Origin of the sequence: Caballeronia sp. LZ016 (assembly GCF_031450805.1) — a bacterium.
GTDB lineage: Bacteria > Pseudomonadota > Gammaproteobacteria > Burkholderiales > Burkholderiaceae > Caballeronia.
The window spans coordinates 2173135-2188624 of sequence record NZ_JARTVY010000001.1 but is presented as its reverse complement, the minus strand read 5'-3'; the positions used below and the strand labels follow the sequence as shown (position 1 = coordinate 2188624).

The window sequence follows — 15490 nt, the reverse complement described above, 5'->3', positions numbered from 1 at the left end:
TTACTGACGCTGCGGATGCGGCGGCGCGGCGGAATACGGGCGGGCGGCCTCGCGGCCGGTCAGGCTGCGGAATTCGACCGGCAGCGAGAAGTAGAACACCGCTCCCTCGCCCAGCCGCCCCTCGGCCCACGTGCGCCCTTCGTGCCGTTCGATGATGCGCCGCACGTTGGCAAGCCCGATCCCCGTCCCTTCGAATTCCTCCGCGCGATGCAGCCGCTGGAACACGCCGAACAGCTTGGCCCCGTATTTCATGTCGAAGCCGACGCCGTTGTCCCGCACGCCGATGATGTGCTCCTCGCCGCTGCGGGTCGCGAATATCTCGATTTTCGCCGATTCCCGCGTTCTCGTATATTTCACCGCATTCGAAATGAGGTTGCGCAGCGCGAGTTGCAGGAACGCGGCGTCGCCGGTCACGCGCGGCAGGTCGCGAATCACCCAGTCGATGCGCCGCTCCGGCGTGTCCGCCTCGAATTCCTGCACGATCGAACGCACCAGCTGCCCGAGATCGACCGGCGCGGGGCGCAGCGCCGCGCGGCCCATCTGCGAAAACGTCAGAAGATCGTCGACGAGGGTGCCCGCGAAACGCGCCGACTCCAGCATGTTGTTCAGGAAACGCCGGCTTTTCTCGGACATGCGCTCGCCCTCCTGTTCGCGCAGCAAGTCTCCGTAACCGGCGATGTGACGCAACGGCGCGCGCAAGTCATGCGACACCGAATACGAGAACGCTTCCAGCTCCTTGTTCGCGCGCGCGAGTTCGGTCGCGAGTTCGGCGCGTTCTTCCGCCCGCCGCAGGACGATGTTGAGCAGCGCCCCGCGCAGCTCGCTGGCGATTTCGAGCTCCCCCTGACGCCATGACGCGGAATGTCCGCGCACGGTCTCGAGCCAGGGGCTAAAGTTCGTGCGCGGCGCGCTCGCGCCGTCCGCCCCGCGCAGCTTGACCGGCTCGCCGGCCCATCTGATGGTCTGCATCAGTTCCGGCCGGAACCACAGCAAGTAGTTCCGAAAAATCTGCGATACGGGCACCGCGAGCACGCCGCACGCCGTGTCCTCGTGCGCCTTCGCCGGCGGCCATTCGCGCGCGAGCGAATCGCTCGCCCAGACGCCCGACGTGTTCTCGGCGAGCCAGTCCGTGAGCGCGCGCACGGTGTCTTCATCGGGCGTCGCGCCCATCAGCGTGACCTGATCGTTCATCACGATGGCCGCGCCCGCCGAACGCGCGAAGCTCAGCACGTCCTTCGGCACGCCGCGCAGCCCCGCGACGAAACTCTCCTGCTCGCCCATCGCCGCGATCATGAGGGCCATCGTGCGGCGCAGCTCGGCCAGATATTCGGCCTCGGCGCGTTCTTCCTTCGCCTCGATCTGAAGCGACAGCATGTTGCCGAGATGCTCGATCGCGAGCCGTGTGCTGAAGGGCACCTTGCGCGGATTGTGATCGTGACAGGAGATCAGCCCCCACAACTTGCCGCGCACGACGATCGACACCGACATGGACGCATGCGTGCCCATGTTGCGCATGTATTCGAGGTGCACCGGCGAGAAGCTGCGCAGCGCCGCGTAGGTCAGATCCGTGGGGCGGCCCGTGACGGGATGACGTTCGGGCACGAGGCGCGCGGGAACGTAGTTGACGTCCGAAACGAGGCGGATGCGGTTGCGCAGATACAGCGCGCGGGCTTGCGGCGGAATGTCGGAGGCCGGAAAGAACTGATGCAGGAACGACGCGTACTGCGCGTCGCGGTCCTCCGCGAGCACGTGACTGCGCCCTTGCGCATCGAAGCTGTAGAGCAGCACGCGGCCGAAGCCGCTGATCGCCCGCACTTCCCGCACCGCGAGTTCGGCGAGCGCCTGAACCGACTCGGCGTTCTGCAGGCCGCGCGCAAACGTTCGCACGAGCGGATACATCGGCGAGAACGCGGATTCGCCGGATGGCGCGGCCGCTTCCATTTCGACAATCAGCGCGCCGTCGTGCCGGTGAATCGTCACGTCGAGACGCACCGGGCCGCTGTGCTGCATGTCCATCGAGCCGACGTAGAGCGGCGAGTCGTCCACTTCCATCGTCGATGCCGCCTGCACGATGCGCTCGGCGCCGCGGGCATCGACGAGCGCATCGAGCGGCTTGCCGAGCAGCGCTTCGGCTCTGTCGCCCGTCAGTTCCGCGATGTTTTCGCTCGCCTGCACGATGCGCGGGCCCGCCGCGCCGGCGCTGCGCTCCTCGAGCACGAGCAGATAACCGTGCGGCTGGATGCCGCCGGGAACATGGATGGGTTCGGCGCCGCAATCCTCGCCGACGACGCCCGAATCGAGCGTGCGGCGGCGCGCTTCGGCGTCGGGCGGGCCTGCGCTTCGCGCCTCGCCCTCGTTGGGAGCACGCGGCGCGCCGGGGTTATCGCTCATGCGGCGGCTCCGGATGACGCCGGCGCTTCCAGCGGTTCAACGCACAGCCACGACTGCAGGCTTTCGAACGTGGCGATGGCGGCGCTCACGGCCGCGTCGTACTGCGCTTCGGGGACCGTCGCCGCGGCGGTTTCGCGGAACGCGTTCCACATGCTGCCGGTGCGCGCGCCATATCCGTCGAAGTAGCGGTTGCCGACGCCCGGCTCCAGTTGCAGCAGGCGCGCGACGTGAGGCGCGATGAAGCGCCCGCCGAGCGTCGAGCCTTCCATCACGTACATGGAGCCGAACGCCGCGCCGATATTGTCGACAGGCGGCAGCGCGGCGCTTGCATCGGCAAGCTCGGGCGTCGCGGGTTGGCCCGTCAACGCGGCAATGTCGGCGGCGAGAAGCGGCGTCTTGCGGCGCTCGTCGAAGAACGCCCGCAGCGATGCGGGCAGACGCGCACCGATCGCGTCCTCCCACGGCGCAACGTAGCCATGGAAGCGTTGCAGTAGCGCGATGTATTCGTCGCGTTGCAGATCGTCGCGCATCAGATCGAGTGAATTCTCCAGCCGTGTGTGGCACGCGGTGGTTTCGTTCTTCAGGCGTGACAGAAGGTCATGTCGCATTGTTTGATCGTGTCGGCTGCGGCGCCGGCGATACGGCGAGAGGCATGCTGATGGGAAGGGCTTACCGATTCGACGATGTCGTCGCGGGGCGAATCGGTAAAAGAGCGCAGCGCTGCGCCCTTTTCTGAGACAGAGAATCATTCTACGCAACCGGCCGCCGCGATGTCATGCACGTTGCGCGCAGCAAAGCGCTGTCCCTACCCGAAAACTCACTATTCGGTTCACTGCGCGGGCTGGCCGTCGCCATCGAGATTGCCGCGCCGGTCGGTATCGACAAGTCCGCGTTCGATGTCCTCATGCGCCTGCCTGCCGATATCGCGCGGCTCCTCTTCCGCTTGCGACTGCGCGCTTTGATCGGTTTCGTGCGGCAGCGGCGGCCTGGCGGCCTCCTCTTCAGGCTCGTCCTTGGGCGATTCGTTCGTCGGTTTCATGTCGATGTCCAGAGTTCGCGTCGATGTGCTCATCCGCCGATGCCCAGCCGCTTTTTCATCTGCACGGTGAGCCGCTGGCGCGCTTTCGCATAGCCTTCCCACGGATCGGCGCCGAGCGCGTCCATGCGCGCGCGCGCGTTGCCGATGTTCCATTGATCGCCGCTCGTGGTGTCGTCGAGTTCGTCCCAGGCGATGGGCATCGACACGCCCATGCCGGGCCGGGCGCGCAGCGAGAATGCGCAGACCGTGCTAGAGCCGCGATTGTTGCGCAGATAGTCGATGAAGATTTTGTCGCGCCGGTTCTGCATGCCCATCTTCGCCGAAAAGAGCTTCGGCAGCGTCTTCGCCATATGCTGCGCGACCGCCTGCGAAAAGCCCTTCATCTCGTCCCAGCCGGCCTGCTTCGCAAGCGGCACGACCACGTGCACGCCCTTGCCGCCGCTCGTCTTGCAGAACGACGCGAGCCCCAGTTCATTCAGCAGGTCGCGCGTGAGTTTCGCGGCTTCGAGCATGCGGTCCCAGCCGACGCCTTCTCCCGGATCGAGGTCGAACACCATGCGATCCGGCTTCTCGATGTTCGAGATCACCGAGTTCCACGTATGCAATTCGATCGTGCCCATTTGCGCGGTGCCGACGAGCGCCTGCGCCGACTCGACCGTCAGCAGCGGCGGATGGTCGGGGTCGGCATCCGGATGCTGCGTGATATGCGGAATCGCGAGCCTCGCGCTGTGCTTCTGAAAGAACAGCTCGCCGCCGATATCGTCCGGCGCGCGCACCAGCGACACGGCACGGTCCTGCAGATGCGGCAGCATCCATTCGGCGATCGACGCGTAATACTCGACGACATCGAGCTTCGTGAGGCCCGTCGATTTATCGATCACACGTTCAGGATGGCTTATCTTCACGCCTTCCACCTCGGTCGCGCTCTTTTTCGACGCCGATTTCGCCGGCGCTTTTACCGCCACTTTCCTGGCCGCCGTCTTGCGCGCTTTCGGCTTCTTAGCCGTGTCGTCTTCGACCTCCGCTTCCACCTTCTCCGCCGATGCCGCCTCTTCCTTCACGATCTGCCGCGCCGGCTTGTCGTCGCGCAGACTGACGAACGATGCTTGTCGCACGATGCGCTCCTTGGTCCATTCCGCAAAATTGCATTCGGCCACGAGTTCCGGTTTCACCCAATGCACGGGTGTGCGGCTGCGCTCTTGCGGCTCGCGCTCGAAGGGCATCCGATCCGTCTCGCGCTTGTCGAGTTCCTTTTTCACCGCGACGAGCGTCGCATGGTCGAAGCCGCTGCCGACTCGTCCCGCATATTGCAGCTTGCCCTTGCCGTCATACACGCCGAGCAGCAGCGCACCGAACTGCCCGCGGCTTCCCGAAGGCTCCGAATAGCCGCACACGACGAACTCCTGCCGCCGGCGGCACTTGAGCTTGATCCACGAATTGCTGCGCCCGGATACATACGTGCTGTCGATTCGCTTGCCGATGATGCCTTCCAGCGACATGTCGCACGCGCTCTTCAGCAGATCGTCGGCGCTGAAGGCGAAGTCTTCGGAATAACGCAGCGCGGGATCGTCGACCGGCTCGACAATCGCCTTCAACAACGCGCGACGCTGCACGAGCGGCACATTGCGCAAGTCATAGCCGTTGAGGAACGCGAGATCGAAGAAGTACACGACGATGCCCTGCGGACGACCGACATCGAACGCGTTTTGCAGCGCCTGGAAATCCGGCAGCCCGCGATCGTCGAGCACGACGGCTTCGCCGTCCAGCCATCCGCTTTCGATATCGAGCTTCTCCAGCGCCTTGACCTGCTTCGGAAACTTGGCTGTCCAGTCGTTGCCGTTGCGCGTGAAGATGCGGATGTCGCGCTTGCCGTTCGATTGCTCGATGCGCGCAAGCACGCGATAGCCGTCGAACTTGATTTCATAGGTCCATTCGTCGCTGGGCGGCGCGGCATCGACGAGCGTTGCGAGTTGCGGCTTGAGCAGCGCGGGGAGCTTCGCCCTGACTGCGCCTTCGATCGCCGGATCATGCGACAGCGCGCGCAACGACTCCGCATTGCGTGTCGCGACGATATCCGGATGCGCGTGGCCGTCGGCCTTGTCGCTTGCGGCTTTCGCCGCACGCGGAACCGTTCGCCGCGCCGCCGGCTTCACCTTGCGTTCGGTGCGGTCGCGCAGCTCGCCGCTCTCGAGCCGCGCGCCGAGCGAATCGGACAACACGCTTCCCGGTTTCTTCAGGAGAACGTCGTATTCCGATTCGGGCCGCGCTTCGTCGTCGCGCTCCTTGATGAGAAACCATTGCTCCTTGTCGCCGCTGCCGCGCATGTGACTGCGCACGAGCGTCCAGCCGCCTTGCAGCTTTTCGCCGTCGAGGACGAACTTGAGCTTGCCTTTTTCGTACTCGCGCGCGGCGTCCTCGGGGCCGCCTGCCTGCGGCGCCCACGTCCCGCGATCCCATACGATGACGCTGCCCGCGCCGTAATTCCCCTCGGGAATAGCGCCTTCGAACGAGCCATAATCGATCGGATGATCTTCGACATGCACCGCCAGCCGCTTCACCGACGGATCGAGGCTCGGTCCCTTCGGCACTGCCCATGACTTGAGCGTGCCGTCGAGTTCCAGTCGAAAGTCATAGTGGAGACGACGGGCATCGTGCTCCTGAATGACGAAGGAAAGTGCCTGTTTCGCGGGCTTTTTCGCGCGCGACGCCCGGCGCGCGGCGGTCTTCTCTCCCGACGGCTCAGGCGTCTCGTTGAAACGCCGCATGCGTTGATAGGTTTCGAGCTTGCCCGTCATCGTCGTGAAGGCTCCTTTGCCGGTGCTTTCATGGATTGCGGATCATCGCGCTCAGGCGCGCTTGCGACGCGCCGTCTTGCGCGCGGGCCGCGCCGGTTCCTCACTGGCGTCATCGCCCGAATCGTCTTTCGCCCGCGATGCCTTGCCGCCCTTCGTCGCGCCGCCGCTCTTCAGGCTTCGCTTGAGCAGTTCGGACAGATCGAGAATGTCCGCGCTCGCCTTCTCTTCGCCGCCTTCCTCGAACTTCATCACCTCGGCGATCTTGCCTTCCTTCACCTTCTGATCGACGAGCTTCATGATGTCGTCGCGGAAGGTGTCGTGATACTTCGTCGGATCCCAGGAATCGCTCATGTCGTCGATGAGGCGCTTGGCCATATCCAGCTCCTTCGACGTGACGCCCGCTTTCTTCGTGTCCTCGTCGGGAAACGTGAACTGCGTGAAATCGCGGACTTCGTCGCCCCATCGCAAGGTGTTGAGCGCGAGCGCCGGACCGACCGGAATCAGCGCGGCAAGATGCTGCTTGTTGTGCAGGACGACGCTTGCAATGCCGACTTTGCCGGTGTCCTTCAGCGCATCGCGCAGAAGCGCATAGACTTTCTCGCCCTTGCGATCGGGCGTCAGGTAGTACGGCGTATCGAGCGACAGGAACGAGATTTCGGGCGCGTCGACGAACGAGAGGATATCGACCGTCTGCGTCGACTCGGGATTGGCCGCGCGGATTTCCGCGTCGGTCATCACGACATACTTGCCCTTCTCGTATTCGAAGCCGCGCACGATGTTGTCGCGCGTGACGTCCTTGCCCGTGTTCTTGTTGATCTGCTTGTAGCCGATGGGGTCCATCGAGCGCTTGTCGAGCAGATTGAAGCCGACTTTCTCCGACTGCGTGGCCGGATAGAGTTGCACGGGCACGTGGACCAGCCCGAAGCTGATCGCGCCTTTCCAGATCATGTGCGGCATCGCGAGCACCTCTTTGTCGGAACGGTCGATGAGTGCGCCGGACGTGGAGATGCGGCGCATTGCGCATCGTGAGGTGTCGCAGGAAGTGTGCCAAACATCGCTTTCGGCGCGCGATGTCGGTGGCGGCTGAAAAATCGACAGTTAGTTGCGTGGTGGACCGAATGCAAAATGCCGTTCGCCCGTGCGTGCGCGAAACAGCGACCTCTACTTCCGGCTGGCGGTGACAGTCAGTTGGGTGCCGTCATCGAGCGTGACGGTCTTCTTGGAGCCGGTGGACGTCGGCATCGAGAAGCGAATGATCTGGCTCAGGTGGTTATCGCCGGGACATTGCAGCGACTTGCCGCCTACCGTGACCTTGCTCGTGCCCTTCGGCGCATAGGCACGAAAGCTGAGTTGCACGTTGGCGACGCCGTTATCCGCGACGACCGGCGCAAAGCGAATCTGCACTTGCCGCACGGCCATGCCTTCCGCGCTGCGCGGCACGGATGCGACCTGCAGGCACGCATCCGGCACCGGTTGCGCACCGCTCGGCGCCGTGCCCTGCCAGGTGAAGTCGTCGGACTGACCTGAGCGGATGGTGCGCGTCTCCTGCTCGTTGCCGAAGTTCTTCGACGCCATCTTGATCGTATATTTGATGGGGCCGTCGTTGGGCGCCTCGGAGAGGACCTTGATACCGGGCGTCGCGTGAGCCGTCGCGAGCGCGGTCATCGCGACCATGGCTGTGATGGCGCTCCGGCCTGCGTTCGAACGTCGATTCATCCGGCACCTCCGTGACAAGCACTCGATGATGATCCGGCGCAGTGGACGCCGAATCGGCTTATAGCGGAGTCAGTCTAGCGCCGCGCGCGCGCGGCCCTTCTCATGGAAAACCCGAGGCGGCCGCGCGGCAAAACGAAGCACCCAACCGTTTCGGCACCAGTGTCAGAAGCCCGTCAGCACGAGCTTGCCGATCGCCCGGCCTTCTTCGAGAAGGCGATGCGCCTCGCGCAGATTGGCCGCATCGATCTTGCCGATGTTCTTGCCGAGCGTCGTGCGGATGATGCCCGCGTCGATCAGCCGCGCCACTTCGGACAACAGCTTGTGTTGCTCGATCATGTCGGGCGTCTTGAACATCGCGCGGGTGAACATGAACTCCCAATGGAACGCGGCGCTCTTCGCCTTCAGCAGATCGATAGCCAGCGGCCCCGCATTCTCGACGATCGTGCAGATGCCGCCTTGCGGCTTCACGACCTCGGCAGTTGCCGGAAAATGCTTGTCCGTGTCGTTGAAAATGAGCACGTAATCGACCTGGCCGATGCCTGCGTCTTTCAGTTGCTTCGGGATGTCCTCGAAGTGATTGACGATGCGATCCGCGCCCAGCTCCGTCGCCCATTTCGCGGATTCGGGCCGTGACGCCGTCGCGATGACATGCAGCTTTGCGACCTGCTTCGCGAGCTGGATGCCGATCGAGCCGACGCCGCCCGCGCCGCCGATGATCAGCACGGTCTTGCCCTCGTCCTTGCCTTCGGCGGACACCTTCAGGCGGTCGAAGAGCGCCTCCCATGCGGTGATGGTCGTGAGCGGAAGCGCCGCCGCGTGCGTGAAATCGAGCGATGCCGGCTTCGCCCCGACGATGCGCTCGTCCACCAGATGGAACTCGCTATTCGCGCCCTGACGCGTGATGTCGCCGGCGTAGTACACCGGGTCGCCGACCTTGAACAGCGTGACTTCGGGGCCGATCGCTTCGACGACGCCGGCGGCATCCCAGCCGAGCACGCGCGGCGTTTCTTCGACCTTGTCCTTCGGCGCGCGGACTTTCGTGTCGACCGGATTGACGGCGATCGCCTCCACCTTCACGAGCAGGTCGCGGCCAGTGGGGGTCGGTTTGTTCAGCTCGATATCGACGAGTGATTCGGGATTCGAAATCGGCAAATAGCGGGTCAGACCGATGGCTTTCATGAAAGCTCCTATGTTGAATTGAAACGATGGACGCATCGTAGCTTGCATGCAGCATGCAGAAAACCACGATAATTCCTGAAACAATTTTTCGGGAAATCCATCGAATGGGCGAACTGTTGTCCGGAGGCGGGCGCGATCGGCTCGATTTGCTCGACGTGGCGCTCTTCGTGCGGGCCGCAGCGCTCGCGAATCTGTCGTCGGCGGCGCGGGAATTCGGCTTGTCGCCTGCCGTGGCGAGTGCGCGGATCGCGGGACTGGAGAGAATGCTCGGCGCGCGGCTTCTGCATCGGACGACGCGGCGCGTGAGCGTCACGCAGGAAGGCGAAATCTTCGCGATGCATGCGCGCAGCCTGCTCGAAGCGGCGGAAGCGGCGCGGGCGTCGGTCGGGCGGGCTCTCGAACAGCCGCACGGACGGCTGCGCGTGACGATGCCATCATCGCTCGGCCGGCAGCACATTTCGCCGCTCATCCCTGAATTCCTGCGGCAGCATCCGGCCGTCACCGTCGATCTGCGCATGACCGATCAGATCGTCGATCTCGTCGAGGAAGGGATCGATCTCGCGGTGCGCATCGGCGCGCTAAAGGATTCGACGCTGGTCGCGCGCAAGCTCGCGAGCAATCGCCGCGTGCTATGCGCGTCGCCGGCTTATCTCGCGCGGCACGGAACGCCGCGCCATCCAGCCGATCTCACGCATCACGAATGCGTCATCCTCGCGGATCAGCGCGACTGGAGTTTCGTCACGCCGACCGGCGTCATCGATGTCCGCGTGTCGGGCCGGCTCGTGACGGACAACGGCGAAGTCATCCGCGATGCGCTCGCCGCGGGCATCGGCATCGGACTGAAATCGACGTGGAGCGTCGCGCCGCTTCTGGCGAGCGGCGAACTGGTGACGGTGCTCCATGACTATCCGCTCGCGCAGACCGTCGCGATATGGGCGGTGTATCCGAGCCGCGCGTTCGTGCCGCCGAAGACGCTGGCCTTCATCGAGTTCCTGGCGGGACAGTTCGGCGAGCCGCCTTACTGGGATCGGGAGCCGGCGCGGGTGCAGAGGTAGATGCGAGGTCTTGCATGCTGGATGACGCGTCTCGCGTGCTGCATGGATATCGCTTTAGTGCGCCTGTGAGTTTCAAGAAGCAGCGAAGAAAACCCACGCCTGGGATGCTGCTTAACGGAGCGGGTGCAAAGACGGGTTGCAAACCGCATCGGATGTTGCATCTTGCATGTTGCGTGCTGCATGCAGATCGCTTCGGCTCCGCCCTCTTCGACCTTCTACGCGCCGCCGCGTTACCAGAAATCAACCGCATCGCGCATGACGTCACGCAGCGGCAATCGCATTCTGAATGCATCACGCCGCGCGCATCATGCACAACGCAACATGCGAAAGCGCGCGCCCACACAACAAGCATTCCGATGAAGCCTCACCGCGCCCCGTACAATAGCCGTCTTCGCGCAACCTCCGCACCGTCTTCGATGAATCTCGTCATACAGAGCCCCGCACCGATCTCCGATTCGCACATGGGACCGCTCGCGGCCCTCGCCCGCTGTAGCGAAACAGCGCGCATCGACGACACGCTCCTGCGTTTGTCCGATGCCGACCCGCTTCAGCGCGCCGACATCGACGCTTATTGCGGAGCACATGCGCTCGACTACGCGTTCATCGAGCCGCAAGCGCAACTCTCCGACTTCGGCCTCGTCGCGATGGACATGGACTCGACGCTCATCACGATCGAATGCATCGACGAAATCGCCGATTTCTGCGGGCTGAAAGCCGAAGTCGCAGCGATCACCGAAGCGGCGATGCGGGGTGAGATCAAGGACTTCAACGAGAGCCTGACCCGCCGCGTGGCGTTGCTGAAAGGCCTGGACGCGAGCGCCCTCGAGCGCGTCTACGAAGAACGCCTCCATCTATCGCCCGGCGCGGAACGCATGCTCGAAGGTGCCCGCGCCGCTGGCCTCAGAACGCTGCTCGTTTCAGGTGGATTCACGTTCTTCACGGAGCGCTTGAAAGCGCGGCTCGGCATCGACTACACGCGTGCGAATACGCTCGAAATCGTCGATGGCAAGCTGACGGGCAAGGTCATCGGCGAAATCGTGAATGCCGATGTCAAAGCGCGGACGCTGCGCGAGACGTGCGAAGCGATCGGCATCGATCCGAAGCGGGCGATCGCGATGGGCGACGGATCGAATGACCTGAAGATGATGGGCGAAGCAGGCCTCTCGGTGGCGTTCCGCGCGAAGCCGGTCGTGCGCGAGGCCGCGACCGTTGCATTCAACTTCGTCGGTCTCGACGGCCTGCTGCGCCTGTTCTGAAGCGATCAGCCCAGCGCCTTGCCGAGCGCCGCCTCCAGGTCCGCGCGCAAGTCCGCTTCGTCTTCCAGACCGATATAAAGCCGCACCAGCACCCCTTCGTGCGGCCACTGCGACGCCGTGCGCATCGAGCGGATGTTGTACGGCATCGCGAGGCTGTGCGCGCCGCCCCAACTCCAGCCGATCGCGAACAGTTTCAGCGCCTCGACGAACGCATCGACCTGAGCGGCGCTATAGCGCCCGTCGAACACGATGGAGAACAGCCCGCCCGCGCCGCCCGTGAAGTCGCGCGCGAAGCACGCGTGGCCGGGACAATCTTCCATCGCGGGATGCAGCACCGCGGCCACTTCCGCGCGCGTCTTCAGCCAGCGTGCGAGTGCGAGCGCCGAGCGGTCGTGCGCTTCGTAGCGCAGTTTCATCGACGGCAGGCTGCGCAGCACGAGCGATGCATCGTCCGCCGAAACGCCGACGCCCAGACGCATCCGCGCGCGCTTCAGCTTCTTGTGCAGCTCGATGTCGCGCGTGATCGTCGCGCCCATCAGGATGTCGCTGCCGCCCGACTGGTACTTCGTCAGCGCCTGCACCGAAATATCGACGCCGTGCTCGAACGGCTTGAACGCGAGCCCTGCGGAATACGTATTGTCGATCGCCGTCACGATGCCGCGCGCCCGCGCGACCGCCACGATCGCCGGGACGTCCTGTACTTCCATCGTCACGGAGCCCGGCGCTTCCAGCCAGATCAGCTTCGTGTTCGGCCGGATTGATTCGGCGATGCCCGCGCCCGCCATCGGATCGTAATAGCTCACTTCGAGACCGAAGTCGGCGGCGAGCCAGTCCGCGTGCTCGCGATTCGGCGAGTAAGCGTTGTCGGGTACCAGCACGTGATCGCCCGCCTTGACCAGCCCGAAATACACGTTCGATATCGCCGCCAGACCGGACGGCTGCAGCAGCGCGTGCTCGCCGCCTTCGATCGCCGCGAGGCGTTGCGCGAGCGCGATCGTCGTCGGCGTGCCGTGCAGGCCGTAGCGCCACTTGGAATCGTCGCTCCAGACGAGTGCGCGCATCGTCGCGAGATCGGGGAACACGACCGTCGATGCCCGCGCCACCGGCACCGCGAACGACTCGAAGCCGGGCATGATGCGATCGTTCGGCTGCACGATGCGGGTTTGCAGGTCGCGGTTCTGGCTGCTTGAATCGGTCATGAGGTAAAGAGCGTTGAGGATGAGGGGAAGTGCAACGAACGCGCCTTCATTCGCCGATGATCACGTTGCTCGTGCCACCGACGGCATTGGGCGGCGGAGGCGGCGGCGCGGGTTCCAGCGATGGCGCCGCGTGGCTCGGCGCAGGCGGCAATTTCACGCCCGCCACGGCCGGGCGCAGATCGAACGGCTGCGCGTTCGAATCGTCCGGGTCCATGCGCTCGCCCGACACGCTGCCGTCCGCCTCGAACTTGCCGATCCAGTTGCCCGTGATATGCGTGCCGTCGTTCGATTCCTCGATCTCGAGCGCATCGCCGTCACGGTCGCCGGCCACGAGAATCACCGACGCGCTGCCCGCGAAACGGTATTCGCCATGCACGCCGGAAGGCTCGTCCGTTTTCGCGCCGAGCTTCATCTCGATCTGCCTGCCGCCCAGCGTGCCGACATAGCGCGGGAAACGCGCGTAGTCAGGGTTCGGCGACAGCGGCTTTTGCGGCGGCAAGGCGAGCGTGCGGATGGCGTCGTCCGCGCCGTGAGACTCGCCTTTCGGCGCGACCGTGCCGGCCCCGCTCGAGGTATCCGGCGGCATCGGCGAATTGCAGCCCGCGAGCGCAAGCGCGGACACCAGCGAGGCCGCAATCATCATCGTCGGCCGGACCGGGAAGGCCGGCCGCCTGGTTGCTTCTTTCATGCTTGCTTCCTTCGATACCACGTCAAATGCGCTCGAAGATCGCCGCGATGCCCTGCCCGCCGCCGATGCACATCGTCACGAGCGCGTAGCGGCCGCCGATGCGTTGCAGTTCGTACAGCGCCTTCACGGTGATGAGCGCGCCTGTCGCGCCGATCGGATGGCCGAGCGAAATGCCCGAGCCGTTCGGGTTGACCTTCGCGGGATCGAGCTTGAGTTCCTTCGTGACCGCGCAGGCTTGCGCGGCGAAGGCTTCGTTCGCTTCGATGACGTCGAGATCGTTGACGGTAAGCCCCGCGCGTTCCAGCACCTTCTGCGTCGCCGGCACGGGGCCGATGCCCATGATCTTCGGATCGACGCCCGCGTGGGCGTAGGCGACGAGGCGCGCGAGCGGCTGCAGGCCGCGCTTCTCCGCGACGCCCCGCTCCATCAGCACGACGGCCGCCGCCGCGTCGTTGATGCCCGACGCATTGCCCGCCGTTACCGTGCCGTTCTCCTTCGCAAACACTGGTCTGAGCTTCGAGAAGTCATCCGCCGTCGCGTTCATGCGTACGTGCTCGTCGCGGTCGAAGACGGTATCGCCCTTCTTCGATGCCAGCGTGATCGGCAGGATCTGGTCCTTGAAATAACCGGCCTCGATTGCCTTCGCCGCACGGCGGTGCGATTCGAGCGCGAGCGCGTCCTGCGCCTCGCGCGTGATGCCGTACTTGTTCGCGACGTTCTCCGCCGTCACGCCCATGTGGATCTTGTTGAACGGATCGTTGAGGGCGCCGAGCATCATGTCGACGATGCGCGCGTCGCCCATGCGCTGGCCGAAGCGCGCCGCCGGCATCACGTACGGCGCGCGGCTCATGCTTTCGGCGCCGCCGCCGATCGCGATGTCGGCATCGCCCAGAAGGATGGACTGCGACGCCGACACGATCGCCTGCAGCCCCGAGCCGCACAGCCGGTTGACCGTGAGCGCGGGCGCGTCCTGCGTGACGCCGCCTTCGAGTGCGGCGACGCGCGCCAGATACATGTCGCGCGGCTCGGTCTGGATCACGTTGCCGAACACCACATGGCCGACCTCATCGCCCGACACGCGCGCCCGCGACAGCGCTTCCCGCACCACGCGCGCGCCGAGATCGCCCGGCGTGAAATCCTTCAGCGCACCGCCGAAGTCGCCGATCGCCGTGCGCACGCCGCTTGCCACCACTACTTCGCGCTTCATGTTGTCGTCTCCTTGTCTTGTGTTCTGGATTATCCGGCGAGCGCCTGTTGCACGGCCGCCCGGTCCGGAATCGGCGCGACCGCGCCGAAGCCTTGCGTCGATAATGCCGCCGCCACGTTCGCATAGTGAGCGGCGGTGAAAGGATCGTCGCCCGCCACGATGCGTGCGATGAACGCGCCGCCGAAGCAATCGCCCGCGCCGGTCGCATCGACCGCATTGACGACGCGGCCCGGCACCACGCGCCGCTCGTCGGGTGTCGCGATATACGCGCCTTCCTTGCCGAGCTTCAACGCGACGACTTTCGGGCCGAGCGCGAGCAGCGTATCGACGATGGCGTCCTTGTCCTCATGACCGGTGAGCACGGTGACGTCGTCGTAGCTCGGCAGGCAGATATCGGTAAGGCGGATGGCTTCGAGCATCACTGCGCGGGCGCGGGCGAGCGGCCACAGCTTGAGGCGCAGGTTCGTATCGAAGCTGACCTGGACGCCGTGCGCGCGTGCGTGGTCGATGGCGGCGAACGCGGCATCGCACGCGGCGACGCCGATCGCGAGGCTGATGCCCGACAGATGCACCACCTTCGCGCCCGCGATCGTGTCGAGCGGCAAGTCGGAGGGCGCATAGCGGCTCGCCGCCGATCCCGCGCGCAAATAGTCGAAGCGATGCCCGGTCTCGCCGTGCGATACGAAATAGACGCCGGTCGGCGCGTGAGGATCGATCCGCACCGAGGATGTATCGACGTTCTCCGCGCGCCACAGATCGAACAGCAGTTGGCCGAACTGGTCATTGCCCACGGCGGAGACGAAGCCGGTCGCCGCGCCCTGCCGCGCCGCGGCGATCAGGAAGTTGGAGACGTCGCCCCCGAAGCCTTGCAGATAATTCGGCTCGTTGCGCTTCGACTGATTGAACTCGATCATTGCCTCGCCGAGCGCGAGGATGGCGGGATGCTGCGGCGTCATCGTCATGGT

Annotated in this window: 13 protein-coding genes; 2 read left to right on the top strand and 11 right to left on the bottom strand. The window is 65.0% G+C overall.

Features of this window, described 5'->3' with window-relative positions:
- The 7 genes from P9220_RS10360 to P9220_RS10330 all read right to left on the bottom strand — a co-directional run bounded on the left by P9220_RS10360 (position 1) and on the right by P9220_RS10330 (position 9120).
- Positions 1-2391, bottom strand: a complete 2391-nt coding sequence (locus P9220_RS10360; protein ID WP_309764757.1) for an ATP-binding protein — start codon at positions 2389-2391, stop codon at positions 1-3.
- The gene (locus P9220_RS10355) at positions 2388-2999 is read right to left on the bottom strand and encodes a biliverdin-producing heme oxygenase (RefSeq protein WP_309764756.1); all 612 of its coding nucleotides are present in this window, start codon (positions 2997-2999) and stop codon (positions 2388-2390) included. Before P9220_RS10355 ends, P9220_RS10360 begins: the two co-directional genes overlap by 4 nt.
- 221 nt (positions 3000-3220) lie before the next feature.
- Entirely contained in the window at positions 3221-3430 is a 210-nt protein-coding gene (locus tag P9220_RS10350) for a hypothetical protein (protein WP_309765500.1), read from the bottom strand.
- A gap of 29 nt (positions 3431-3459) precedes the next feature.
- Positions 3460-6225 (bottom strand): DNA ligase D, encoded by a 2766-nt coding sequence (gene ligD, locus P9220_RS10345; protein ID WP_309764755.1) that lies wholly within the window; start codon positions 6223-6225, stop codon positions 3460-3462.
- A 51-nt stretch (positions 6226-6276) separates the two neighbouring features.
- Positions 6277-7182 (bottom strand): Ku protein, encoded by a 906-nt coding sequence (locus P9220_RS10340; protein WP_309765453.1) that lies wholly within the window; start codon positions 7180-7182, stop codon positions 6277-6279.
- Positions 7183-7386: 204 nt separating this feature from the next.
- Positions 7387-7941, bottom strand: coding sequence for a DUF6013 family protein (locus tag P9220_RS10335; RefSeq protein WP_309764754.1), 555 nt, complete (start codon positions 7939-7941; stop codon positions 7387-7389).
- Positions 7942-8103: 162 nt separating this feature from the next.
- Positions 8104-9120, bottom strand: coding sequence for a zinc-binding alcohol dehydrogenase family protein (locus P9220_RS10330; RefSeq protein ID WP_309764753.1), 1017 nt, complete (start codon positions 9118-9120; stop codon positions 8104-8106).
- 104 nt (positions 9121-9224) lie between these two features.
- On the opposite strand from P9220_RS10330, the gene P9220_RS10325 reads away from it, so the two are divergent.
- Positions 9225-10175, top strand: coding sequence for a LysR family transcriptional regulator (locus P9220_RS10325; RefSeq protein WP_309764752.1), 951 nt, complete (start codon positions 9225-9227; stop codon positions 10173-10175).
- Positions 10176-10591: 416 nt separating this feature from the next.
- Positions 10592-11431, top strand: coding sequence for a phosphoserine phosphatase SerB (gene serB / locus P9220_RS10320; RefSeq protein ID WP_309764751.1), 840 nt, complete (start codon positions 10592-10594; stop codon positions 11429-11431).
- 5 nt (positions 11432-11436) lie between these two features.
- Here the strand turns inward: serB and P9220_RS10315 are convergent, their stop codons facing one another.
- The 4 genes from P9220_RS10315 to P9220_RS10300 are packed head-to-tail and all read right to left on the bottom strand — an operon-like array spanning position 11437 to position 15487.
- Entirely contained in the window at positions 11437-12630 is a 1194-nt protein-coding gene (locus tag P9220_RS10315; protein WP_309764750.1) for a cystathionine beta-lyase, read from the bottom strand.
- Between the two features lie 46 nt (positions 12631-12676).
- Positions 12677-13318: a hypothetical protein gene (locus tag P9220_RS10310; protein WP_309764749.1), complete on the bottom strand. Its 642-nt coding sequence runs from the start codon at positions 13316-13318 to the stop codon at positions 12677-12679.
- 22 nt (positions 13319-13340) lie between these two features.
- On the bottom strand, positions 13341-14525 hold the full coding sequence (gene bktB / locus P9220_RS10305; protein WP_309764748.1) for a beta-ketothiolase BktB: 1185 nt from the start codon (positions 14523-14525) through the stop codon (positions 13341-13343).
- Positions 14526-14554: 29 nt separating this feature from the next.
- Positions 14555-15487, bottom strand: a complete 933-nt coding sequence (locus tag P9220_RS10300) for a sugar kinase (protein ID WP_309764747.1) — start codon at positions 15485-15487, stop codon at positions 14555-14557.
- Between the last annotated feature and the right edge of the window lie 3 nt (positions 15488-15490).